This window comes from Elizabethkingia miricola, from assembly GCF_001675285.1.
GTDB lineage: Bacteria > Bacteroidota > Bacteroidia > Flavobacteriales > Weeksellaceae > Elizabethkingia > Elizabethkingia miricola.
Window position 1 is genome coordinate 160,715 of sequence record NZ_LSGQ01000003.1, and the last position, 21,641, is coordinate 182,355.

Here is a 21,641-nt window from a genome sequence, read left to right on the forward strand (position 1 = left end):
ATTTCAAAAAAACGTTCTATATTTGCACTCGCAAAACGGATACAAATATAGATTAGTTGTTCTTTTGAAATCTTTTGCCTCCATAGCTCAGTTGGCCAGAGCACGTGATTTGTAATCTCGGGGTCGTGGGTTCGAATCCCTCTGGAGGCTCAATATATTTAAAAAAAAACTGGGGAGATACCAGAGCGGCCAAATGGGACGGACTGTAACTCCGTTGTCGTGAGACTTCGCAGGTTCGAATCCTGCTCTCCCCACAATTTTTAAATAAAATTTGCAGTTTTGAATTTTTGTTGTATATTTGCAAACGCTTACCAACAGGCGTAAATATTCAAAACTTAATAAGCGGAAGTAGCTCAGTTGGTAGAGCGTCAGCCTTCCAAGCTGAATGTCGCGGGTTCGACCCCCGTCTTCCGCTCAAGAAAAAAATCACAAACCCTTGCGGAATGTGATTTTTTTTTACCTGCCGATATAGCTCAGGGGTAGAGCGCTTCCTTGGTAAGGAAGAGGCCTCGGGTTCAAATCCCGATATTGGCTCAGTGCAAAGATTGGAAGTCTTCTCTTAATGAATGGGAGGGTTTTTTGTTAAAGCTCATTTAGTCTTTTTGTTTTTAAGAAGATTTTTGAAAGTATTTAAAAAACCTTTTGTGTTTTTTAAGGAATAAAATAGATATAAAATTTTTCAAAAAAAATTTTGTTATCTAAAAAATGACTATATTTGCACACTGAAAAAAATCAATTAGTTAATAATTAAACATTAAGATCATGGCAAAGGAAACGTTTAATCGTAACAAACCACACCTTAACATTGGTACTATTGGTCACGTTGACCATGGTAAAACTACTTTGACTGCTGCTATCAGTAAAGTATTATCAGATAAAGGTCTTGCTGAGAAAAAAGACTTCTCTGCAATTGACTCTGCACCTGAAGAAAAAGAAAGAGGTATTACTATCAATACTGCACACATCGAGTATGAAACTGAAAACAGACACTATGCTCACGTTGACTGTCCAGGTCACGCCGACTATGTAAAAAACATGGTAACTGGTGCTGCTCAAATGGACGGAGCTATCTTAGTATGTGCTGCTACAGATGGTCCAATGCCTCAAACTAGAGAACACATCCTACTTTGCCGTCAGGTAAACGTACCTAGAATTGTTGTGTTCATGAACAAAGTTGACATGGTAGATGATCCAGAATTGTTAGAGCTTGTTGAGCTTGAACTTAGAGATCTATTATCTACTTACGAATATGATGGTGATAACTCTCCAGTAATTCAAGGTTCTGCTCTTGGTGCTCTTAACGGAGACGAGAAATGGGTAGCTACTGTAGATGCTCTAATGGAAGCTGTTGATACTTGGATCGAGCAACCAGTAAGAGATTCTGATAAGCCATTCCTTATGCCAATCGAAGACGTATTCTCTATTACAGGTAGAGGTACTGTTGCAACTGGTAGAATCGAGGCTGGTGTAATCAACACAGGTGATCCTGTTGACATCGTAGGTATGGGTGACGAGAAGTTAACTTCTACTATTACAGGTGTTGAGATGTTTAGAAAAATCCTAGACAGAGGTGAAGCTGGTGATAACGTAGGTCTATTGTTGAGAGGTATTGAAAAAACTGACATCAAGAGAGGTATGGTTATCGCTAAGAAAGATTCAGTTAAGCCACACAAGAAATTCAAAGCTGAGGTTTATATCCTTTCTAAAGAAGAAGGTGGACGTCACACTCCATTCCACAACAAATACCGTCCTCAGTTCTATGTAAGAACTACTGACGTTACAGGTGAAATCTTCTTACCAGAAGGTGTAGAGATGGTAATGCCTGGTGATAACTTAACTATCACTGTAGAATTGTTACAACCAATCGCTCTTAACGACGGACTTAGATTCGCGATCAGAGAAGGTGGTAGAACGGTAGGTGCTGGTCAGGTTACTGAAATCTTAGACTAAGATTTAAAATAATATAAAGCTTCCGCAAGGAAACTTGCGGAGCTTTTAATCTACGGGCATCGTCCAATGGTAGGATACCGGTCTCCAAAACCGTTGATCTGGGTTCGAATCCTAGTGCCCGTGCAAATTAATAATGATGAGTTTAATAAGTTTTCTTAAAGATTCTTTCATAGAATTTAAAGATAAGGTAGAATGGCCAAAGTGGCCTCAGTTGCAGTCTTCTACTACGGTAGTTGCGATAGCTACTATTCTGCTTGCTGTTTTTACTTTCGGGATAGATACGCTTTTTAGTGAAGCTATCAAGAATATTTATACTCTATTAATTGGTGCTTTTAACTAAAAATTATTTTCTATGAGCGAATTGAAATGGTATGTCATAAAAGCTATCAGTGGTCAGGAAAATAAAGTTAAGAACTATATTGAAACTGAAGTTAAAAGACTTAGTCTGGAAAAAGACGTATCGCAGGTAGTAATACCAATGGAGAAGGTTATCCAGATGAGAAATGGTAAGAAAGTTCCAAAAGAGAGACCTTACTATCCAGGTTACATTATGATTGAGGCAAACCTTGTTGGAGAGATTCCTCACATCATTAAAAACATTCCGGGAGTGATTTCATTCCTAAGCTTAACAAAAGGAGGAGATCCTGTTCCGATGCGTAAAGCAGAAGTGAACAAAATGTTAGGAAGAATGGATGAATTATCCGAGTTTGCACAAGATGCAGGTATCCCTTACACAGTAGGAGAGAATGTAAAAGTAATCGACGGACCTTTCAACGGATTCAACGGAACAATCGAAAAGATCCACGAAGACAAAAAGAAACTAGAAGTTATGGTTCTTATCTTCGGAAGAAAGACTCCACTAGAACTAAACTACATGCAGGTAGAAAAGAACTAAGGTTCTTGAAAATATATAAACCGAAAGTTATGCTTTCGGTTTTTTTTTGTGCTTAATTGTATCGAGAATTGTATGCAAATATATATGCGGGAGTGAAAACTGAGTGGTAGATAAATAGTTTAGCTGATAAGAGAGTGAAATAAATATTCTATTTTAATAGTAATCTAAAATTTTTAATTCTCATCTGAATGGTTTTGCTTTTCGGATTAAGATAACGTTCCTCCGGAACACTCTTGAGGTTCATAATTACAACCCATAGAGATAAAGCTCCTAACGGAGCTCCTTATTATAATACTGATTCGGAGTAAGAGGAGTAAGATTGGTAATAAAGTATTAGAAATAAAAAAGGCTGTCATCAGAATCCCGAGACAGCCTTTCTATCAATTAGCCGGTTTTTAACTCCTAAAAATGTCCTTGAATTTTTGCTATTACTTGTTTTAAAGCCGTTGGTAACTGAATAGCACTGGCTATTGATATTTATAAATAACGAGTTTAGTTTATTTAAAATTTCATTCCCACACCAAACCCCCATAAAAATGGATCCAATGTTACTTTTGCAGGAATATTAGTTCCGGCAGCATCTACTGTTACATCAGTTTTCAGGAATATCTTTTTCATATCAAAGTTGACAAAAAGCTTATCATTGATCATATAATCTATACCTCCTTGTAATGCAAAGCCTGCATTGTTTTTGTAATCTACATGGGTGACATCACCAGGTTTGGAACTGTAGAAGAAAGTATAGTTAATACCTGCACCTACATAGGGTTTTATTGTTTTTGTCGGATAGAAGTGGTATTGAAGTGTAAGAGTTGGTGGCAACAGCCATACACTGCCCAGGTTTACATTTCCCAGAGAAGTGTTCTCTGCATTTACATTATGCTTTGTCGTTCCCAGAATTAATTCTGCTGCAATATTCTTATTGAAAAAGTAAGTGAAGTCTACTTCAGGGATATAAGAGTTGGAAACATTTGCATTTCCTCCGATTACATCAATAGTAGATTTCTCATTAGGCTGAACGCTAATCCCTCTTAATCTTACCTGCCAGTTCTGAGCACTTGCTCCCACTGATAAAAATAATCCTGCTAAAATAAAATACTTGTTCATCTTTTAAATAATTCATTGTTTACAGTGCTAAATTATATATTAATTATAGTGGTTGTTTGATGATATTTTTCATAGGGAATAATCATGTGCTGAAAATCATACAATAGAAGTTTTTCTACTAAAGAAAATTTGAATCAGTAGTTATAGGTCGGATATAAGTTTTAACTTATACATTTTTTGACTTTTAAATAGTGAGGTAATTATTAATAAATAACAAAAAAAGACCTTCTGTAGAGAAGATCTGTATATAAATTGGTGTCGTTTTTTCTATTTGTTTTTTATACAAAGCGAATAATCCTGCCACCAGTTTTCCAGTTCAGAGATAATAGGAAGCAGGGTTATTCCCAGGTTACTGAGTTTATACTCTACTTTGGGTGGTACTTCTGCATATATTTTCCGGCATATAAGTCCGTTCTCTTCCAATTCCCGTAATTGGGTGGTCAGTGTTCCCTGAGACATCGAATCCATATCTTTCCGAAGTTCTCCAAATCTTTTGGGACAGCTTTCGGCAATAGATTTCATTATTAATATCTTCCACTTACCACTAATCAGCTGAAGAGTATTGAGGGCATCATAATTTTTTTCTGATTTTTCTGAATATGTAATGCACTCATTCTCTGGATTAGTACTGTTTTCCATACTATGTATTGTTTTTTTACCTACTTGACTTTGGCACCTTTTCAATGCTATAATTGCAGCAAATTTAGATATAAAATTATGAAAAGTTTTAGAAATATTGGTGTTTTGCTGTTGCTGTCCATGAGTATATTTTTAGCTGTAATAGACCTGTTTGTAGTGAATGTTGCTGTGCCAAGTATAAAGGAAAGCCTGAACGGAACTAATTCCGAAGCGATGTTTATTATTGTTGCCTATGTTCTGGGATATGCTGCGTTTCTTATAACAGGTAGTATTGCCGGAAATACTTGGGGTAAGAAAAAAGTATATGCATGGGGAATGTTGCTGTTTACTGTATTTTCTCTTTTTTGCAGCATTGCGCAAACTACATTTCTGCTCAATATATTTAGATTTTTTCAGGGAGTAAGCGCTGCTTTTATGGTGCCGCAAGGTGTTGGAATGATTCCTTATGTCTTCCCAGACTTTAAGGACCGTACAAAGGCTTTTGGAATTTACGGAAGTATTGCCGGAGCAGCCTCTGTTGTCGGGCAGTTTTTGGGAGGTTTTCTACCGGAACTGAATGTCTGGGGAATTGAAGGCTGGCGACTTATTTTTATGATCAATATTCCTTTAGGTGGAATTGCTTTTGTTCTGAGTATTTTAAAACTGAAAGAAGTGCCGGTTATCAGGCAAAAGTCTTTTGATGCTTTTGGATTACTCCTGTTAACCGTTTTTCTGATCACTTTAATTTATCCCCTCATTGTTGGTGGAGAGTCGCACTGGCCTGTATGGAGTATTGCAATGCTTATGTTTTCATTTATTATTCTGCTTGTATTTTATATGTACGAAAAGTACAGACTTACAAAACAGAATCCGGTTCTGATAGATGTTAGTCTTTTCTCACTTAAAGAATTCAATATTGGTATATTGGCAGCGGTATTCTATTATATCGCACAGGATTCTTATTTTTTTCTGAATGCTATCTATCTTCAAAGTCATCTGAACCTTTCCTCTGTACATGTAGGAAATATGTTTGTGCTGCAGGGGATAGGTTATTTTATTGCCTCGTTATTTTCGGTAAGGATGGTTATGAAATACAATTATAAAGTGATGCTTGGCGGGAGTTGTATTATGATTGTGGCTTTGGTACTCCATATCTGTTACTTTACAAGCGAGCATATCAGCAGTTTTTTAATTTACCTCATACTATTCTTATATGGTATAGGATGCGGAACTATGCTGCCATCTATGATGACTATGGCATTGCGCAAAATTTCTTCAGATCTTACTGCTTCTGCCTCCGGAGTATACTTAACCGTACAGCAGGTTTCAATAGCCTTGGGTGTAAGTATTATTGGCGGAATTTTCTTTCGTTTACTAGGGAAGGAGGGCGATATTTTGAAGGCAACTGTTGCATATCATTATAGTACTTATGCCAATATAGTATCATTAATTATCGTTGGCGGAATATTTTTATTCCTGAGTAGCAGGAGAAATCGGGCTAATGAATAAAAAAATAAAATCTTTTTGATTTTTAGGTTATTACGTATTGCTAATTCAAAAATAATTTATAATTTTGCAGTCCAAATAGTAGGGTTAACCATGTGAGAATGTTAATCCTCTGATTTATAAATGCTTCCACATTATAAATTTAAAATTTTAAAAAAGCTAAAATGGCAAAGAAAGTCTTTAAAATGGTAAAGCTTCAGGTGAAAGGAGGTGCAGCAAACCCTTCTCCACCAGTAGGACCTGCTTTAGGTTCTGCAGGTGTTAACATCATGGAGTTTTGTAAGCAATTTAACGGAAGAACTCAAGATAAGCCAGGGCAAGTTTTACCTGTAGTAATTACAGTTTACGAAGACAAGTCTTTTGAATTCGTAATCAAAACTCCACCTGCAGCAATCCAATTAATGGATGCGGCTAAAATCAAGGGAGGTTCCGGAGAACCAAACAGAAATAAAGTAGGAAGTGTTTCTTGGGATCAAGTTAAGAAAATAGCAGAGGACAAAATGTCGGATCTTAATTGCTTCACAATGGAGTCTGCTGTAAGTATGGTTGCAGGTACTGCAAGATCTATGGGTCTTAAAGTAACAGGTACAAATCCGTTTAACGCTTAAAAATTGATTTCATGGCAACATTGACAAAAAAACAAAAAGAAGCTGCAAGCAAAATCGAAAAAAACAAAGTATACTCTTTAGAAGAAGCTTCTGCTTTGGTAAAAGAAGTAAACACTGCTAAATTCGACGCTTCAGTAGATATCGCCGTAAGATTAGGCGTAGACCCAAGAAAAGCTAACCAAATGGTAAGAGGTGTTGTATCTCTTCCTCACGGTACTGGTAAAGATGTAAAAGTTCTTGCTCTTGTAACTCCAGATAAAGAAGCAGAAGCTAAAGCTGCTGGTGCTGACTATGTAGGTCTTGACGAATATTTAGATAAAATCAAAGGAGGTTGGACAGATGTTGACGTTATCGTTACTATGCCAGCTGTAATGGGTAAATTAGGTCCATTAGGACGTGTATTAGGTCCAAGAGGTTTAATGCCAAACCCTAAATCAGGAACTGTAACTTTAGAAGTTGGTAAGGCTGTATCTGAAGTGAAGTCTGGTAAAATTGATTTTAAAGTAGATAAATATGGTATTATCCATGCTGCAATTGGTAAAGTATCTTTCGATGCTGAAAAAATCAGAGAAAACGCTCAGGAATTAATCCAGACGTTACTTAAATTGAAACCAACTGCTGCTAAAGGAACTTATGTAAAGAGTATCTATATCTCTTCTACAATGAGTCCAGGTATTGCGATTGATTCTAAATCTGTAAACTAAAATCTGAAGAACAATGACTAAAGAAGAAAAAGTACTAGTAATACAAGAGATCAAAGAATTGCTACAAGACGCAAAAGCTGTTTATGTAGCTGATCTTGAAGGATTGAATGCTTCTCAGACTTCAGATTTCAGAAGACAAGCTTTCAAAAACAACGTTCAATTAAGAGTAGTAAAAAATACATTGCTTCAAAAAGCAATGGAGCAAATCGAAGGAGTAGATTATTCTGAAATGTTTGAAACTTTCAAAGGTAACTCTACTTTAATGATTGCTGATACTGCAAACGCTCCTGCAAAACTTATCCAAGGTTTCAGAAAGAATGCTGAGAAACCAGCTTTGAAATCTGCTTATTTGCAAGAAACTTTCTATATCGGAGATAACCAATTATCTGCTCTAGCTAATATCAAGTCTAGAGAGGAAATGATCGGAGAAATCATCGGATTACTTCAATCTCCAATCCAGAGAGTTGTTTCTGCTCTACAGAACAAACCAGAAACTGTTGAAGCTAAAGCTGAAGAAGCAACAGCTCCTGCAGTTGAAGAAACAGTTGCTCCTGAGGCAGCAGCTGAAAGCACTGATGCTCCTGAAGCAAGTGCTGAATAATAGACACTCAAGAAAAAATATAATCGTTCAACAATTTAAAACATTTAAAAATGTCAGATTTAAAAAATTTAGCGGAAACGCTTGTTAACCTTACTGTAAAAGACGTAAACGAATTAGCTGCTATCCTTAAGGATGAGTACGGAATCGAGCCTGCTGCTGCTGCTGTAGTTGTAGCTGCTGGTGGAGCTGGTGAAGCTGCTGAAGAAAAGACTGAATTCGACGTAATTCTTAAGTCTGCAGGTGCTTCTAAATTAGCTATCGTTAAATTAGTTAAAGATTTAACTGGTGCTGGTCTTAAAGAAGCTAAAGATATCGTTGATGGAGCTCCGGCTGCAATCAAAGAAGGTGTATCTAAAGACGAAGCAGAAGCTCTTAAGAAGCAACTTGAAGAAGCTGGTGCTGAAGTTGAATTGAAATAATTCATTTTACATACAAAAAAAAGACTGCTGCAAAGCGGTCTTTTTTTGTTTATAAGGTAAGCTGTTATAAAATTTGCTTATTTATTTTTAGCCTTGTTAAGTTCTTTTAATAATGAAATTACCTGATCACTTCCATCTGCAACTTTAGCAATAATGCCTTCTTTATTGACTATGTATAAAACAGGATAACCGGAAATGCCATATTCCGTTTCAAGATCCTTTCTGTTCGGAATTATGGTGCTATTTACAGATTTATTTCTGAAGTATTTAACAACATTTTCTTTGGAATCCGATCCGAAAATATTAACTAACGTAATATTATTATCTAGGGTGTAATCCGGGCGACTTATATAATCGTTCACCACTTTTGAAGCACCGCAATTGGTAGAAGAAAACAATAATAGTTTTTTTTCTGCCGGAAATGTATTTAGAGATACTTTATTTCCGTTAATATCTAATGCTTCAAAGAGAGGAGGCTTTGTATTTTCTTTTAGTGGTTTCAGTTGTTCAATTCTTTCAAAATATTTTAAAGAGTAATCTTTCGGAAGAGAATAGTTAAAAGACTCTTTTTTATTCAAAAACGTATAGTTGCTGAATTTATAAGTTACGATTTGCCCTAATTTGTTATCTACATAACTTTTCCTTTCAAATTTTGAAACGGAATTATCTGGTGCAATGTAAAGATGAAATACAGTTTTAACGATTTTACCATTGTATTCATGTTCATCCTCTATAAATGAATAATGTGACTGAAGTTTAGCATCAGCTGATATGTCGTCTATATATTTCCATTTGTGTTTTAGTAGTGCCACAGGTCCGTATTGTGCTAAGCGAGAAGATAGCATTGCTTCATCCTGGTTCTGTTTATTTTCGTACTGATAATATGCTTTCTCTGACTTCTTAATCTCTGTGTAAATCCCGTTTTTATAAAGCTCTTCGGTATCGTCATTTTGACTATGAAAATCAAAAGCCTTGTTTTTGGGGTTATAAATAGTATAAAAAATGCTGAAACTAGTAATTTCGTCTGTATCAGGATTAGGATAAAAAGCTGTTGCTTTGTAGCTTATAGAAGCCGTGTTATTGTATTTCTGACGAGTGTTTTCTAATTTTACATCATTGGCATATGCAAATACTGTATTGGTTAATGCTAATGATAAAGCAATAAATTTGTTCACTTAGGATTTATTTATGCGATTAATCCTGTGAAAGTACAAAAATAAAATCCTTACTTCATTATTGAAATAAGGATTTTAATATAGCGTTATATAAGATGTTATTACTGCTTCTTTTCAGCGTAGGCGAGTATCATCTCATTAAATTCATTTTTCTTGTCTATAACCACATTAATAGGCCAATAATAGAGTTTGTCCCGAAGATAGTCGAAAGTCTTCAAACGGACATAGTCCTTTTCTGTAGTTAAGATCAGTTTGTATTCACCAAGTTTTTTATACTCACTGGCAATTTTCTTAATATCCTCTTCAGTAAATGAATGATGATCCTTGAACTTAAGATGCTTTACACGCTGTGAATATTTGCTTAGTTCTTTTAGCAAGTGCTTAGGATTTGCTATTCCTGTAATGAGTAGAATATCGTAATAGTCTAAGTTATTTGTGGGTAAATATTTGTCTTTAGAGTAAACTTCATCAGCATAATCAATGGAGGTGAAGAATATTTTCTGTTCGTATTGTGGCTTTATTCTGGAAATATAATATTGCTTCTTTTCCTCCGTCAAATCTTCAGGACATTTTGTTACCAGAATCATGTTGGCTCTTTTATAGCCACTTCTGGATTCACGCAGATCTCCTGCAGGAAGTACAAAGTCTTTAAAGAAAGGATCCGAATAATCTGTTAATAAAATATTGAAACCTGGCTTTATATAACGATGCTGATAGCTGTCATCCAATACAAGAACATTAAGATCCATATCTTCTATTAATTTTCTTGCTCCAAAAACACGGTCTTCGCAAACAGCGATAACAATACGGTTTTTAAAACGTTCGAATAACTGCATCGCTTCGTCTCCAACGAGTTTATAGGTAGAATCGTAGTTCACGACTTCATAACCTTTGGTATGTCGTCCGTAGCCACGTGATAAAACTCCGGTGCGCTTCTGATGTTTGGAGAGAATATCTGCCAGATACATCACGATTGGAGACTTACCGGTTCCACCCACAGAAAGATTACCCACGCCTATAATCGGAGTGCGGAATTTTTTGCTGGAAAGTATGCCTATATTAAAAAATAAATTCCGGACAGAGGTTACAAAACCATAGCCCAGAGAAAAAGGGTAGAGGTACCATCTCTTCATAACTGCAAAAATAGAACTTTATTATCAATATTAAGGACTCTGAAAGATGAATTTAAATAGTTTGTATATCATTGCGTTAAATAACTCCGGACGTCTGATATTGCTTGCTGTAAGAGCTTTCTGTATTTATTGAAGTATGTATTGCGACAGGCTTGTAGCTGGAATCTGATCTTCTGTATTATATTGTACAGAACGAAAGTGATACATTGCTATATTCATTCGTATATTTGCAAAAATCTAAGAATATGATTTTATCTATGACAGGCTTCGGCAGAGCAGAAGGTATATGCGGAGGCAAGAAGATAAGTATTGACGTAAAGTCGCTGAACAGTAAAGGTTTCGACTTAAATCTTAAAATTCCTTTTCGCTATAAAGAGAAAGAATTTGATATCCGCAAAATATTAAGCGAAAGAATAGTTCGTGGTAAAGTCGATTTCTATTTAAACGTAGAAATTATCGATGGAAAGACCGATACAACTCTTAATAAAGATGTTATCAGAGCTTATATGGACGAACTTTCAGATATCGTTACAGCTGCTGACAGAGTAGAACTTCTTAAAATTGCAACAAAGCTTCCTGATGCTGTTTCTACATCCAATTCAGAACTTACTGAAGAAGAGTGGAGCGAATTGTTGTTGATTATAGAAAAAGCCATCGATAACTTTATAGACTTCAGAATTACAGAAGGTAAATCCCTGGAAACTGAACTTAGGTCTTACGTTAAGAATATAGAAAACAATCTTACCCTTGTCGCTCCTTTTGAAGAGGCCAGAATAGAAGTGACCAAAGAAAGAATGCTGAACAATCTTAAGGATTTCAGAGATGTGGATGAAAGCCGTTTCTATCAGGAGCTGACTTACTATGTTGAGAAGCTTGATATTTCTGAGGAAAAAGTAAGATTGGCACAACATTGCAAATACTTCACTGAGGTATTGAATGAAGAAGATAATAATGGTAAGAAATTAGGGTTTATTTCCCAGGAAATAGGCCGTGAAATTAATACCTTAGGTTCTAAGGCAAATCATCAGGAAATCCAAAAGCTGGTAGTACAGATGAAGGATGATTTAGAAAAAATTAAAGAACAAAGTCTTAACGTACTTTAGAATACTGATATAATCAGCTCTTCTGTAATGGAAGAGCTTTTTACCGGGCTAACAGAATATAAAACATAAAAGAATAGTGTTATGGCATGGAATCCGGATGTTTATGAGAAATTTAAAAATGAACGTTATCTTCCTTTCTACGATCTTCTAAGTTTGGTTCAGGTGAAAGAAAACCTGAAAGCTATAGATCTTGGATGTGGAACGGGAGAACTGACAGCCAAACTGGCAAAAGAATTACCCGGAAGTAAAGTACTGGGTGTTGATTCTTCTGCCGAGATGCTGCAAAAAGCGAAAGCTTATGCAGATGACAATCTTCATTTTCAGCAAAAAGATATAGAACAGGCTCTTTCCGATGAAGAGAAGTATGATCTGGTTTTTTCCAATGCAGCGCTGCAATGGCTGAACGAACATGAAATAGTTTTTCCTAAAGTGGTTGGCCTGCTTGAAAAAGGCGGACAAGTAGCAATACAGATTCCTTCCAATCATGACCATTTTACACACAGACTGATAAGAGATCTCGCATCCGAATCCCCGTATAAAGAAGCATTGAATTCATGGGTTAGACCATTGACTGTACTAAAGATAGAAAATTATGGTAAAATCTTTTTCGAAAATGGTCTTAGCGATATTTGTGTATTCGAGAAAATATACCCACATATCCTACCAAATGCAGATGCTCTATATGAATGGACATCGGGTACAGCATTAATTCCTTATATGGAAAAACTTCCGGAGCACTTACAGGAACAGTTCAAAGACGAATATATTAACCGGTTGCGCATAGAATTTCCGGAATCGCCTGTATTCTATCCCTTCAAAAGAATACTGATGTCCGGTATCTTAAGCTAAAAAATATTAAATAGAAATAATAACGATTATTGACCGTTTCATACGATCAGTTAATACAATATAATGAATAAAGTAATCATATTTTCAGCGCCATCAGGAAGTGGCAAAACTACATTGGTAAAGCATTGTTTAGGACAGTTTCCTAAACTTCAATTTTCAATTTCTGCAACAACCCGCGCTCCCCGTGGAGAAGAAAAACACGGAATAGATTATTTCTTCCATACACCGGAAGATTTCAGACAGAAAATAGCTGAAAATGCGTTTGTGGAATTTGAGGAAGTGTATACTGATAAGTATTATGGAACACTGAAAACAGAAGTAGAAAGAATTTGGAACTACGGAAACGTAGTTATATTCGATGTGGATGTAAAAGGAGGTGTGAATCTGAAAAAGATATTTGGAGAACAGGCTCTGTCTATATTCATTGCACCACCTTCCATTGAGGAGCTGGAACAAAGACTGATTAAAAGAAATACAGAAGATGCTGAAACTATTAAAATCCGCGTTGCTAAGGCTGAAGAAGAGATGGCTTATGCAAAGGATTTTGATAAAGTAGTGGTAAATGATGATCTCGCAAAAGCAAAAGAAGAAATTGAAGAGCTGGTTGAGGCATTTATTAAAGCATAAAAATTAGTACCTTTAACTATACAATAAAGAACACGTTACTTATGAACGAAACGCTGGAACAAGCAAAATCCAATCTTCCTGTACAGGGATTTTTAAAATATAAGGATCTGATTATTCCTCAGGGAGAAGAGCTGAAACAAGCTATTCTGGATTTGAAGAAAGAAAAGAATGCAGTTATTCTGGCTCACTATTACCAGCCGGGAGAGATTCAGGATATAGCTGATTTCTTAGGAGATTCTCTGCAATTAGCACGTCAGGCAAAAGAAACAAATGCAGATATGATTGCTTTTTGCGGTGTACATTTTATGGCAGAAGCTGCGAAGATTCTTAATCCGACTAAAAAGGTCGTTTTGCCAGATACATTGGCTGGCTGCTCATTGGCTGATGGTTGTAGTGGTGAAGGACTTCGTAAGATGCGTGAAAAGCATCCGAATGCTTTAATTGCAACTTATATCAACTGTAATGCTGAAACTAAGGCTGAAAGTGACATTATTGTAACAAGCTCCAATGCTGAAACAATTATCAAGGCCTTGCCAACAGACCGCCCGATTATCTTTGCTCCGGATAAAAACCTGGGAAGATATCTATCTAAAAAAACAGGAAGAGATATGATCTTGTGGGATGGCAGCTGTATTGTACACGAAGCATTCTCCATGGAGCGTATTGCGCAACAGTTAGCAGATCATCCTAATGCAAAATTAATTGCTCACCCGGAAAGTGAAACACCAGTATTGGATCTGGCTCACTTTATTGGATCTACTTCGGCATTGCTGGATTATGTACAGAAAGACGAATGTCAGGAATTTATTATCGCAACGGAAGAAGGTATTCTGCATGAAATGAAAAAACGTGCACCTCATAAAACCTTAATTCCGGCATTGGTATTCGACGAAAGTTGTAATTGTTCCGAATGTTTCTATATGAAGAGAAACACAATGGAAAAATTATACCTGTGTATGAAGTATGAATTACCAGAAATTTTAATCGACGAAGAACTGCGTTTGAAAGCACTGAAGCCTATCGAAGCAATGTTGGATCTGTCGAAGAGCATAAAATAAAATTCAGACAAACTATTAAAAAATATTAAAAAAGTTTTGTTCAGTAATTGGCAAAACTTTTTTAGTTTTATGACCATTATGATTTCAAAAATTATTTTAGAAAATATCAAGATTTACGCTTATCATGGCGTATTGCCGGAAGAAACAATTCTGGGAACTTATTACCTGATTAATGCAGAAATTCATGCAGATTTGTGGAAAGCAACGGAGAGTGATGATCTGAAAGATACTATTAACTATGCATTGGTAAATGAGATTATCCATCAGGAAATGAAAATACCATCTCAGTTGTTAGAGCACGTTATTGGCAGGATAATGAAACGTATTGCTGCGGAATTTAAACAGGTAAATTTTATTAAGATAAAGCTGACTAAAGTGCAGCCTCCAATGCCTGGCGAAATGACAGGAGTGAGCCTGGAGATGGAAAAAGCATTCTAAAAACACTTCTTCTTCCCTTTAAAGCACTAATGCCTTCTAAAAATAAAGACTTCAAATACCAATTCAAATAAATATTCTATGACAAATAATTACACGCTTGTGGAAAAGTCACGAGCTACTAAATGGATAAGATTCCTAAATTATATTATTGATATTTTGATTCTTTACGTAATTGCCTTTCTGTTTGGTGGTGTATTGGTATGGTGGTATACTTTAACCGAGTCGGAAGTTGCCTATTCTATGATTCAGTTTATGAAAAATAATGGAGAGAAACCAATAGGTAAATTGACTGGATTGCTTATTACCTCAATCTTTCTTTTTCTACAGGAATGGTTTCTTAAAGGTAGAACTTTTGCAAAATTTATTACGGGTACTAAGGTGGTCAATGAAAACAATGAACCATTAAATATAATTGATCTGCTTAGAAGGAATTTTATAAGAGCTATTCCCTTTGAAGCACTAAGCTTTTTTGGAAATGTAGGTCTTCATGATAAGTGGTCCAATATACGAGTGGTCAATGTCAAGCAATTTGAAGAAAGTCTTAGACTTAGAAATGAAATGGAGGAAATAGGGCAGGTTGTAGCCTGAAATTTTCAAAGATTTTGCGGAAACATTTTATCTTTAAAGAAAAAATGCTATATTTGCAGACCTAAAACGGTGCTTTGGCCGAGCGGCTAGGCAGTGGTCTGCAACACCATCTACAGCGGTTCGAATCCGCTAGGCACCTCTTAAAAACCTCTGATTATTCAGAGGTTTTATTTTTTTTATAGACTTAGTATCTGTAATACAGTTATATACGATTCTTATTTTTTTACTATAAAAATAAATTTTCTTTCCGATACTAAAACCCAATATTTATCGTTGTTTCATTAGATCAATGACTTTTTGTCCATCATAATTAACATTCGTTAACGTTGGAATGGAATCAATATTGGAGAGCATAGGAAATAAATGCTTTGAAAAGTCTTTTTTTTCAGAGGTAAAACGAGAGATATGAAAAATATAGTATTAACCGGATTGGTAACAACATTGCTACTGGCTTCTTGTAATAAAGGAGATCAGAAAGTAGAAGGACCTACTGTAGCACAGCAAAAATTAGATTATCAGGCGAAGCAACTGGAAATTGAAAAACAGAAGCTAGCCATAGAGAAAGAAAAATTTGCTTTTGAGCAGGAAAAGAAAGCAGACAGCTTAGATAAAGCTAAAAAAACAGCAATAGCAGCATCTTCTGTAGCTGCGGGAAAAGCTAACTATGCAGGAAATACGAATTATACACCAAGAAAAAAACGTACAAAGAGAAGCTCATATAGTGGTAACTCTGGTTACAATGGTGGATATGCGAATAACGGAAGTTCAGGAAACAGCGGTTACACCAATGCAGGAGTACAGCAGCCACAAAAGAGGGGAATGTCTTCAGCAGCTAAAGGTACCATTATCGGTACTGTAGGTGGTGCAGCAGCAGGTGCATTAATCAGCAAAGGAAACAGAGGAGCCGGAGCTGTAATTGGTGGTATTCTTGGAGCCGGTGCAGGATATGCAATCGGTAGAGCAAATGACAGAAAGACAGGTAGAGTACAACCAAGATATTAATTTACTTTTACTTAAATTAAGTATAGTTTCAGAGGGGTGCAGAGATTGCATCCCTTTTTTATATGTCTTTCGAACAAAACTATATTTTCTGAATAATTGAAATAGATAAATGAGACCTCTTTTAGAGTAGTTTTTTATCCCAAAATAACCTAATTTTGTATTACTATGTCGAATCAACTAGGTAATTTACTTACACTTAATACTTTTGGAGAAAGCCACGGACTGGCTTATGGTGGAATTATAACAAATTTTCCGGCAGGACTGGAGGTGGATCTTGAAGCAGTACAACATGAGCTGGACAGAAGAAAGCCGGGACAGTCTGCAATCGTTACCCAGCGTAAAGAAAGCGATACGGTTAAATTCCTTTCAGGGATTTTTGACGGAAAAACAACCGGTACACCAATAGGCTTTATTATAGAAAATGAAAATCAGAAGTCTAAAGACTACGACCATTTGGCTCAGGCTTACAGACCTTCGCATGCAGATTATACCTACGATCAGAAATTTGGTTTTCGTGACCATCGTGGTGGCGGGAAGTCTTCTGCAAGGGAAACTATTAACTGGGTTGCAGCCGGAGCACTGGCAAAGCAATTATTGGCAGATGTACAGATTAACGCTTACGTATCTTCAGTAGGTGATATTTTCTGTGAAAAGCCATATCAGGATTTAGATTTTAGTAAAATCGACGATAATATTGTTCGCTGTCCGGATGAAGAGACTGCTGAAAAAATGATTACCAGAATCAAGGAAATTAAAAAGCAAGGAAATACAATTGGTGGTACGATTACATGTGTAATCAAAAATGTACCAACAGGCTGGGGAGAACCTATTTTTGGTAAGCTTCAGGCTGAATTAGGAAAGGCTATGCTTAATATTAATGCATGCAAAGGATTCGAATATGGTTCAGGTTTCTGTGGTGCTAAGATGTTGGGAAGTGAGCATAATGATCTGTTTAATGAAGATGGAACCACAAAAACAAACCTTTCGGGAGGAATTCAGGGAGGAATTTCCAACGGTATGGATATTTACTTTAGAGCTGCTTTTAAGCCTATTGCCACTATTTTGCGTCCGCAGGAAAGCATTGATAAAGACGGTAACTCTGTAACTGTGGAAGGGAAAGGCCGTCACGATCCTTGTGTATTGCCACGTGCTGTTCCTGTAGTGGAAGCTTTAGCTGCATTTGTACTGGCAGATATGATGTTAATTAATAAAACGAGAAAACTATAATGGATATTAAAAAATTCTGGGACGAGGCTGTTACTTATAACGAATACTTAAGACATGCCGGAGAAATTTTGGGAAATCCAAGAAATCAGCAGGATATTGACTATCTGGAATACTACAAGTTAGGAATTCAGAGAATGAACAGAATGTCTGAAAAATACCTTCCTAATGAAAAGCAGGTGGAAATACTTGCGCAAAAAAACTTCAGAGGAAGAATACTAATTATTTCTGAAGCATGGTGTGGTGATGCAAGTCAGGCAATACCGGTTGTTGTAAAATTCTTCGAACAATATGAAGTAAGAATTACATACCGCGATCAGGAACCTTCATTAATAGATGAATTTTTAACCAATGGCGGAAAGTCTATTCCGATTATTCTGTTTTTGGATGAAGATTTCAATGTAATAGGTCAGTGGGGACCACGTCCGGCACACGGGAAAGAACTTTTAAATAAGCATAAAAACGATCCTGAGAATTATACAAAAGATGATTTCTACCATGAATTACAAGTGTATTATGCCAGAAATAAAGGTTATGATACTATTGAAGAACTTTTGGAAATAATCCCTTCGGGTAAATAACAATTACAGATGAAAGGTTCAAAAATATGGATATTGGTACTGGTTGCTGTTGTTGCAGTGATCTTTCTGGTGCCGGGTCTTAGAAACTTTTTTAAAGATCAGGTGATGATGAAGCCAACGGTTGAGAAGTTGAATAATGAAGTGACTGTAACCGATGCTGAGTACAATATTGAATTAAAAGGGATGAATGTGCCGAATGCTAATCTTAAAGATTTCAAAGGCAAGGTTGTATTTCTGAATTTCTGGGGAACATGGTGTCCGCCATGCCGTCAGGAATGGCCAACAATCCAGAAACTATATGATGGCAAAAAAGATAAAATGGATTTTGTTCTTATTGCCATGCAGGATAAAGAAGAGGATGTTGCTAAATTTTTGAAAGAAGGTAACTACACAGTTCCTGTATATATTGCAACAAGTCCGCTTCCGGATAAGTTTCTGGTAAAGATTTTCCCTTCTACATTTATTCTTGATAAGACAGGAAGAATACTGAAAAAAGAAGAAGGTGCAGATGACTGGAACTCAGATTCTAATCAGCAATTTGTAGATACTGTCACAAAATAAACATTGGTATAGATTTTGAAATTTTAATGTCATCAAACCAAAATATAATTTACAGAAATGGCATTAAAAGCATCAAAAATCAGACTGATACAAGAGGCATTCAGACATAAAGGTTTTATCCGAAAGCTTCCGGACTTATTCAGAATGATAAAATTCATTTCAAAAGGAGATTACAAACCCGATCTTAAAGGTTTTATTCTTCCCGGTCTGGCACTTGTATATGCTATATCACCAATCGATGTGCTTCCGGACTGGATTCCGGTAATAGGGCAAATGGATGATTTGGCAGTATTAGCACTGGCTATGCCGGTACTAATGAAAGAAGTTGAAAAATTTCTAATCTGGGAAGATGACAAGAAAAACGGAATTAAAACGATTGAAGTCGACGCTCAGTAAAAACAATACACAGAATAAGCCACCCATTTCGGGTGGTTTTTTTATTTTTGACCTTTGAAACGGTGGCTGATAAAATATCAGCCGATGAATATATTACGGATGAAACAAAACAATAAACTTCTGATCTCTGTCGTAGGACCTACTGGTATAGGCAAAACCAAACTTGCAATTGAAATTGCACAGCGTTTTGGGACAGAAATAGTTTCATGCGATGCCCGTCAGTTTTTTAAAGAAATGCCTATAGGTACAGCTATGCCAGATGAAGAGGAACTGGCTGCTGCACCCCATCATTTTATTGCTAATCTCAGTATTCAGGATGATTATTCTATTGGTAAATATGAAAAAGACGCTCTGAATAAATTAGAAGAGTTGTTTCAGAAATATGATGTTGTTATAATGGTAGGGGGCTCCGGAATGTATGAAAGGGCTGTTATTGACGGATTAGATAAACTGCCGGAAGCCAACGCAGATAATATTGGAAAACTGGAAGCTATTTTAGAATCTGAAGGTATTGCAAAACTTCAGGAACTCCTGAAAGAAGCGGATCCGAAATATTATGAAAAAGCTGATATTGAAAACCCAAGAAGGCTGCTAAGGGCATTAGATATTTATTGGCAGACAGGAAAGCCGTATTCTGACCTTTTGAATATAAGCCGTGAAGGTAGAAATTTTGATGTTCTCCGAATAGGAATAGAGGCTCCACGGGAGGTCTTGTATGAGAGAATTAATAAACGTGTGGATATTATGATGGAGAAAGGTTTACTGGAAGAGGCAACAGTACTTTATCCTTACCGTGAGAAGACAGCATTGCAAACAGTTGGTTATACAGAGCTGTTTAAATATATGGATGGCGAATGGACACTGGATTTTGCAGTTGAAGAAATAAAGAAAAACAGCAGGCGCTATTCAAAACGTCAGCTTACCTGGTATCGTAAAGCAGCTGATATCCATTACTTGCAGCTGGATTATACCCCAAAAGATCTCGAAGAACTATTGAGACAATTATCTCTTATAAAATAAAGAAATCACGGCCCTAAAGCCGTGATTCCCGTTTAAATAGATTATATAAAAATGGATTGACATTTATTTCCATCCGCCACCAAGGGCTCTGTAAAGATCTACCATGCTGCTCAGACGCTGGCGTTTGATAGAAGCAAGGTTGAGTTCAGCCTGAAGCGAATTTGCCTGTGCGGTAATCACTTCCAGATAATTTGCCATTCCGCTTTTGTAAAGCATCTGTGCATTTTTTATCCCGTCTTTCAAGGTAGATACCTGATCAACAGCTGTTAGTTCCTGTGTCTTTAGCTGCTCGTTGGAAGCCATAGCATCTGAGACTTCACCCATAGCATTCAGAACAGATTGACGGAACATGAGTACATTTTTTTCACGTTGAATTTTCGCAACTTCCAGATCAGTTTTCAATTGTCTTTTCTGGAAGATAGGCTGGGTAATCCCTCCCAGTGCAGAACCGAACAATGATGCCGGAATCTGAAACCAGTTATCAAATTTGAAAGAATTAATCCCACCACCTGCAGTAATTTTCAGAGCGGGATACATATTGGCTTGTGCAATACCAACTAAAGCATTAGATTCCAGTAAGGCCAGTTCCTGCTGTCTTACATCCGGGCGGCGGCTTACCAATGCTGCAGGAAGTCCGGCGGAAATATTTGCAGGCATAGAAGCATCTGCAATATCCAGGGATCTGTTCACTGTGTTAGGAGCTTCTCCCGTAAGAATACTTAAAGCATTCTCCTGGATAGCAATATTCTGTTTCAGTTGCGAAATAAGAAGCTCGGTTGACTGTTTCTGCGCTTTTGCCTGTTGAATTCCCAAAGCTGTAGCATCACCGCTGTCCCACATTTTTTGTGTAATGGTTAATGTACTTTCACTTAGTTCCAGATTCGACTCTGCTATTTTCATTTGCTTGTCCAGCATAAGCAGGTTGTAATACCCCTGAGCAATGGCAGCGATAACCTGAGTCTGTATTGCTTTTGACGCTTCATACGTCTGTAGATACTGCATTTTGCTTACTTCCTTCTGGTTTTTAATTTTTCCCCAGATATCTGCTTCCCAGGAAAGGTTGAAAGCTGCATTATAGTCTTCTACATGGTTTTTTCCGATAAATAGATTCAGACTCTGACCATTCATACTGTTTTTAGAAGGCCTTGATATCTGTGCCGATGTCGTAAAATTAATATCGGGGAATTGTAAATATTTGGCCTGCAATAATCTTTCCTGCGATGCAGCTACCTGCTTCAATGCGATCTGTAAATCGAGATTATGGTTAATTCCTTTCTCTATTAACTGCTGAAGTGTCTGATCACCGAAAAATTGTTTCCAGCTCATATTGGCAATACTGGCTGTATCAGCAGTTGCCGTAAAACGAAACTCCGAGGGCAGCTGAAGATCAGGCTTTGTATAAGCTACTCTGGTTTTACACGAAACCACAATTGCGGCCAGTGCTACTACCAGAAATATTTGATGTATTCTTTGCATGT

At 36.6% G+C, this 21,641-nt stretch carries 25 protein-coding genes and 6 tRNA genes; 26 read left to right on the forward strand and 5 right to left on the reverse strand.

Annotation, left to right across the window (positions count from 1 at the left end; all coding sequences use genetic code 11):
- The first annotated feature begins 76 nt into the window (after nt 1–76).
- From ATE49_RS03550 to nusG, 8 genes are all read left to right on the forward strand, one after another.
- A tRNA-Thr gene (locus tag ATE49_RS03550) sits at nt 77–150 on the forward strand.
- A 21-nt stretch (nt 151–171) separates the two neighbouring features.
- A tRNA-Tyr gene (locus tag ATE49_RS03555) sits at nt 172–254 on the forward strand.
- A gap of 88 nt (nt 255–342) precedes the next feature.
- Nucleotides 343–415 (forward strand) — tRNA-Gly (locus ATE49_RS03560).
- A gap of 47 nt (nt 416–462) precedes the next feature.
- A tRNA-Thr gene (locus tag ATE49_RS03565) sits at nt 463–534 on the forward strand.
- A gap of 228 nt (nt 535–762) precedes the next feature.
- A complete protein-coding gene (gene tuf / locus ATE49_RS03570; protein ID WP_034869614.1) occupies nt 763–1,950 on the forward strand; it encodes an elongation factor Tu in 1,188 nt (395 codons plus the stop codon).
- A 52-nt stretch (nt 1,951–2,002) separates the two neighbouring features.
- Nucleotides 2,003–2,073 (forward strand) — tRNA-Trp (locus ATE49_RS03575).
- 13 nt (nt 2,074–2,086) lie between these two features.
- On the forward strand, nt 2,087–2,290 hold the full coding sequence (gene secE, locus ATE49_RS03580; RefSeq protein WP_034869613.1) for a preprotein translocase subunit SecE: 204 nt from the start codon (nt 2,087–2,089) through the stop codon (nt 2,288–2,290).
- A gap of 12 nt (nt 2,291–2,302) precedes the next feature.
- Complete coding sequence (nusG, locus tag ATE49_RS03585; protein ID WP_009085655.1) at nt 2,303–2,845, forward strand: transcription termination/antitermination protein NusG; 543 nt, start codon at nt 2,303–2,305, stop codon at nt 2,843–2,845.
- Nucleotides 2,846–3,346: 501 nt separating this feature from the next.
- Here nusG and ATE49_RS03590 read toward each other — a convergent pair.
- Both ATE49_RS03590 and ATE49_RS03595 read right to left on the reverse strand, forming a co-directional pair.
- A complete protein-coding gene (locus tag ATE49_RS03590) occupies nt 3,347–3,952 on the reverse strand; it encodes an OmpW/AlkL family protein (protein ID WP_065081109.1) in 606 nt (201 codons plus the stop codon).
- A gap of 267 nt (nt 3,953–4,219) precedes the next feature.
- Nucleotides 4,220–4,591, reverse strand: coding sequence for a winged helix-turn-helix transcriptional regulator (locus ATE49_RS03595; RefSeq protein ID WP_024564732.1), 372 nt, complete (start codon nt 4,589–4,591; stop codon nt 4,220–4,222).
- 78 nt (nt 4,592–4,669) lie between these two features.
- Here ATE49_RS03595 and ATE49_RS03600 point away from each other — a divergent pair, with 78 nt between their 5' ends.
- The 5 genes from ATE49_RS03600 (at nt 4,670) to rplL (ending at nt 8,408) form a co-directional block, all read left to right on the forward strand.
- A complete protein-coding gene (locus ATE49_RS03600; RefSeq protein WP_065081110.1) occupies nt 4,670–6,079 on the forward strand; it encodes an MFS transporter in 1,410 nt (469 codons plus the stop codon).
- 161 nt (nt 6,080–6,240) lie between these two features.
- Nucleotides 6,241–6,684: a 50S ribosomal protein L11 gene (gene rplK, locus ATE49_RS03605; protein ID WP_009085663.1), complete on the forward strand. Its 444-nt coding sequence runs from the start codon at nt 6,241–6,243 to the stop codon at nt 6,682–6,684.
- Between the two features lie 11 nt (nt 6,685–6,695).
- Nucleotides 6,696–7,388: a 50S ribosomal protein L1 gene (gene rplA / locus ATE49_RS03610; RefSeq protein ID WP_059326045.1), complete on the forward strand. Its 693-nt coding sequence runs from the start codon at nt 6,696–6,698 to the stop codon at nt 7,386–7,388.
- A gap of 13 nt (nt 7,389–7,401) precedes the next feature.
- On the forward strand, nt 7,402–7,989 hold the full coding sequence (rplJ, locus tag ATE49_RS03615; RefSeq protein WP_065081111.1) for a 50S ribosomal protein L10: 588 nt from the start codon (nt 7,402–7,404) through the stop codon (nt 7,987–7,989).
- Nucleotides 7,990–8,039: 50 nt separating this feature from the next.
- Nucleotides 8,040–8,408, forward strand: coding sequence for a 50S ribosomal protein L7/L12 (gene rplL, locus ATE49_RS03620; protein ID WP_034869608.1), 369 nt, complete (start codon nt 8,040–8,042; stop codon nt 8,406–8,408).
- Between the two features lie 77 nt (nt 8,409–8,485).
- On the opposite strand, the gene ATE49_RS03625 is transcribed toward rplL, so the two are convergent.
- Entirely contained in the window at nt 8,486–9,583 is a 1,098-nt protein-coding gene (locus ATE49_RS03625; protein WP_065081112.1) for a TlpA family protein disulfide reductase, read from the reverse strand.
- Between the two features lie 101 nt (nt 9,584–9,684).
- Nucleotides 9,685–10,716: a tetraacyldisaccharide 4'-kinase gene (lpxK, locus tag ATE49_RS03630; RefSeq protein ID WP_065081113.1), complete on the reverse strand. Its 1,032-nt coding sequence runs from the start codon at nt 10,714–10,716 to the stop codon at nt 9,685–9,687.
- A gap of 245 nt (nt 10,717–10,961) precedes the next feature.
- Between lpxK and ATE49_RS03635 the strand changes: the two genes are divergently transcribed.
- From ATE49_RS03635 to miaA, 13 genes are all read left to right on the forward strand, one after another.
- Complete coding sequence (locus ATE49_RS03635; protein ID WP_065081114.1) at nt 10,962–11,819, forward strand: YicC/YloC family endoribonuclease; 858 nt, start codon at nt 10,962–10,964, stop codon at nt 11,817–11,819.
- A gap of 81 nt (nt 11,820–11,900) precedes the next feature.
- Nucleotides 11,901–12,668 (forward strand): methyltransferase domain-containing protein, encoded by a 768-nt coding sequence (locus tag ATE49_RS03640; RefSeq protein WP_065081115.1) that lies wholly within the window; start codon nt 11,901–11,903, stop codon nt 12,666–12,668.
- A 63-nt stretch (nt 12,669–12,731) separates the two neighbouring features.
- Complete coding sequence (gmk, locus tag ATE49_RS03645) at nt 12,732–13,295, forward strand: guanylate kinase (protein ID WP_034869600.1); 564 nt, start codon at nt 12,732–12,734, stop codon at nt 13,293–13,295.
- A gap of 41 nt (nt 13,296–13,336) precedes the next feature.
- Complete coding sequence (gene nadA / locus ATE49_RS03650; RefSeq protein ID WP_065081116.1) at nt 13,337–14,353, forward strand: quinolinate synthase NadA; 1,017 nt, start codon at nt 13,337–13,339, stop codon at nt 14,351–14,353.
- A gap of 78 nt (nt 14,354–14,431) precedes the next feature.
- The gene (gene folB, locus ATE49_RS03655) at nt 14,432–14,791 is read left to right on the forward strand and encodes a dihydroneopterin aldolase (protein WP_034869645.1); all 360 of its coding nucleotides are present in this window, start codon (nt 14,432–14,434) and stop codon (nt 14,789–14,791) included.
- 78 nt (nt 14,792–14,869) lie between these two features.
- A complete protein-coding gene (locus ATE49_RS03660) occupies nt 14,870–15,379 on the forward strand; it encodes an RDD family protein (RefSeq protein WP_065081117.1) in 510 nt (169 codons plus the stop codon).
- A gap of 68 nt (nt 15,380–15,447) precedes the next feature.
- Nucleotides 15,448–15,518, forward strand: a tRNA-Cys gene (locus tag ATE49_RS03665).
- A gap of 266 nt (nt 15,519–15,784) precedes the next feature.
- Nucleotides 15,785–16,381: a glycine zipper domain-containing protein gene (locus tag ATE49_RS03670; protein WP_065081118.1), complete on the forward strand. Its 597-nt coding sequence runs from the start codon at nt 15,785–15,787 to the stop codon at nt 16,379–16,381.
- Nucleotides 16,382–16,546: 165 nt separating this feature from the next.
- Nucleotides 16,547–17,608 (forward strand): chorismate synthase, encoded by a 1,062-nt coding sequence (gene aroC, locus ATE49_RS03675; RefSeq protein ID WP_059156766.1) that lies wholly within the window; start codon nt 16,547–16,549, stop codon nt 17,606–17,608.
- Nucleotides 17,608–18,186, forward strand: a complete 579-nt coding sequence (locus tag ATE49_RS03680; RefSeq protein WP_065081119.1) for a thioredoxin family protein — start codon at nt 17,608–17,610, stop codon at nt 18,184–18,186. Before aroC ends, ATE49_RS03680 begins: the two co-directional genes overlap by 1 nt.
- 9 nt (nt 18,187–18,195) lie before the next feature.
- Complete coding sequence (locus tag ATE49_RS03685; protein WP_059156768.1) at nt 18,196–18,747, forward strand: TlpA family protein disulfide reductase; 552 nt, start codon at nt 18,196–18,198, stop codon at nt 18,745–18,747.
- Between the two features lie 57 nt (nt 18,748–18,804).
- Nucleotides 18,805–19,143 carry a YkvA family protein gene (locus ATE49_RS03690; RefSeq protein ID WP_034869587.1) on the forward strand — a complete coding sequence of 113 codons (339 nt, stop codon included), beginning with the start codon at nt 18,805–18,807 and terminating at the stop codon, nt 19,141–19,143.
- A gap of 84 nt (nt 19,144–19,227) precedes the next feature.
- Nucleotides 19,228–20,163 (forward strand): tRNA (adenosine(37)-N6)-dimethylallyltransferase MiaA, encoded by a 936-nt coding sequence (miaA, locus tag ATE49_RS03695; protein WP_065081120.1) that lies wholly within the window; start codon nt 19,228–19,230, stop codon nt 20,161–20,163.
- Between the two features lie 63 nt (nt 20,164–20,226).
- On the opposite strand, the gene ATE49_RS03700 is transcribed toward miaA, so the two are convergent.
- Nucleotides 20,227–21,639, reverse strand: a complete 1,413-nt coding sequence (locus ATE49_RS03700) for an efflux transporter outer membrane subunit (protein ID WP_065081121.1) — start codon at nt 21,637–21,639, stop codon at nt 20,227–20,229.
- Nucleotides 21,640–21,641: the final 2 nt, after the last annotated feature.

What these genes read in the sequence shown, in the direction of transcription:
- tuf (WP_034869614.1), top strand. Translation starts at nt 763, where the DNA reads ATGGCAAAGGAAACGTTTAATCGTAACAAACCACACCTTAACATTGGT.
- secE (WP_034869613.1), top strand. Translation starts at nt 2,087, where the DNA reads ATGAGTTTAATAAGTTTTCTTAAAGATTCTTTCATAGAATTTAAAGAT.
- nusG (WP_009085655.1), top strand. Translation starts at nt 2,303, where the DNA reads ATGAGCGAATTGAAATGGTATGTCATAAAAGCTATCAGTGGTCAGGAA.
- ATE49_RS03590 (WP_065081109.1), bottom strand. Translation starts at nt 3,952, where the DNA reads ATGAACAAGTATTTTATTTTAGCAGGATTATTTTTATCAGTGGGAGCA.
- ATE49_RS03595 (WP_024564732.1), bottom strand. Translation starts at nt 4,591, where the DNA reads ATGGAAAACAGTACTAATCCAGAGAATGAGTGCATTACATATTCAGAA.
- ATE49_RS03600 (WP_065081110.1), top strand. Translation starts at nt 4,670, where the DNA reads ATGAAAAGTTTTAGAAATATTGGTGTTTTGCTGTTGCTGTCCATGAGT.
- rplK (WP_009085663.1), top strand. Translation starts at nt 6,241, where the DNA reads ATGGCAAAGAAAGTCTTTAAAATGGTAAAGCTTCAGGTGAAAGGAGGT.
- rplA (WP_059326045.1), top strand. Translation starts at nt 6,696, where the DNA reads ATGGCAACATTGACAAAAAAACAAAAAGAAGCTGCAAGCAAAATCGAA.
- rplJ (WP_065081111.1), top strand. Translation starts at nt 7,402, where the DNA reads ATGACTAAAGAAGAAAAAGTACTAGTAATACAAGAGATCAAAGAATTG.
- rplL (WP_034869608.1), top strand. Translation starts at nt 8,040, where the DNA reads ATGTCAGATTTAAAAAATTTAGCGGAAACGCTTGTTAACCTTACTGTA.
- lpxK (WP_065081113.1), bottom strand. Translation starts at nt 10,716, where the DNA reads ATGAAGAGATGGTACCTCTACCCTTTTTCTCTGGGCTATGGTTTTGTA.
- ATE49_RS03635 (WP_065081114.1), top strand. Translation starts at nt 10,962, where the DNA reads ATGATTTTATCTATGACAGGCTTCGGCAGAGCAGAAGGTATATGCGGA.
- ATE49_RS03640 (WP_065081115.1), top strand. Translation starts at nt 11,901, where the DNA reads ATGGCATGGAATCCGGATGTTTATGAGAAATTTAAAAATGAACGTTAT.
- gmk (WP_034869600.1), top strand. Translation starts at nt 12,732, where the DNA reads ATGAATAAAGTAATCATATTTTCAGCGCCATCAGGAAGTGGCAAAACT.
- nadA (WP_065081116.1), top strand. Translation starts at nt 13,337, where the DNA reads ATGAACGAAACGCTGGAACAAGCAAAATCCAATCTTCCTGTACAGGGA.
- folB (WP_034869645.1), top strand. Translation starts at nt 14,432, where the DNA reads ATGATTTCAAAAATTATTTTAGAAAATATCAAGATTTACGCTTATCAT.
- ATE49_RS03660 (WP_065081117.1), top strand. Translation starts at nt 14,870, where the DNA reads ATGACAAATAATTACACGCTTGTGGAAAAGTCACGAGCTACTAAATGG.
- ATE49_RS03670 (WP_065081118.1), top strand. Translation starts at nt 15,785, where the DNA reads ATGAAAAATATAGTATTAACCGGATTGGTAACAACATTGCTACTGGCT.
- aroC (WP_059156766.1), top strand. Translation starts at nt 16,547, where the DNA reads ATGTCGAATCAACTAGGTAATTTACTTACACTTAATACTTTTGGAGAA.
- ATE49_RS03680 (WP_065081119.1), top strand. Translation starts at nt 17,608, where the DNA reads ATGGATATTAAAAAATTCTGGGACGAGGCTGTTACTTATAACGAATAC.
- ATE49_RS03685 (WP_059156768.1), top strand. Translation starts at nt 18,196, where the DNA reads ATGAAAGGTTCAAAAATATGGATATTGGTACTGGTTGCTGTTGTTGCA.
- ATE49_RS03690 (WP_034869587.1), top strand. Translation starts at nt 18,805, where the DNA reads ATGGCATTAAAAGCATCAAAAATCAGACTGATACAAGAGGCATTCAGA.
- miaA (WP_065081120.1), top strand. Translation starts at nt 19,228, where the DNA reads ATGAATATATTACGGATGAAACAAAACAATAAACTTCTGATCTCTGTC.
- ATE49_RS03700 (WP_065081121.1), bottom strand. Translation starts at nt 21,639, where the DNA reads ATGCAAAGAATACATCAAATATTTCTGGTAGTAGCACTGGCCGCAATT.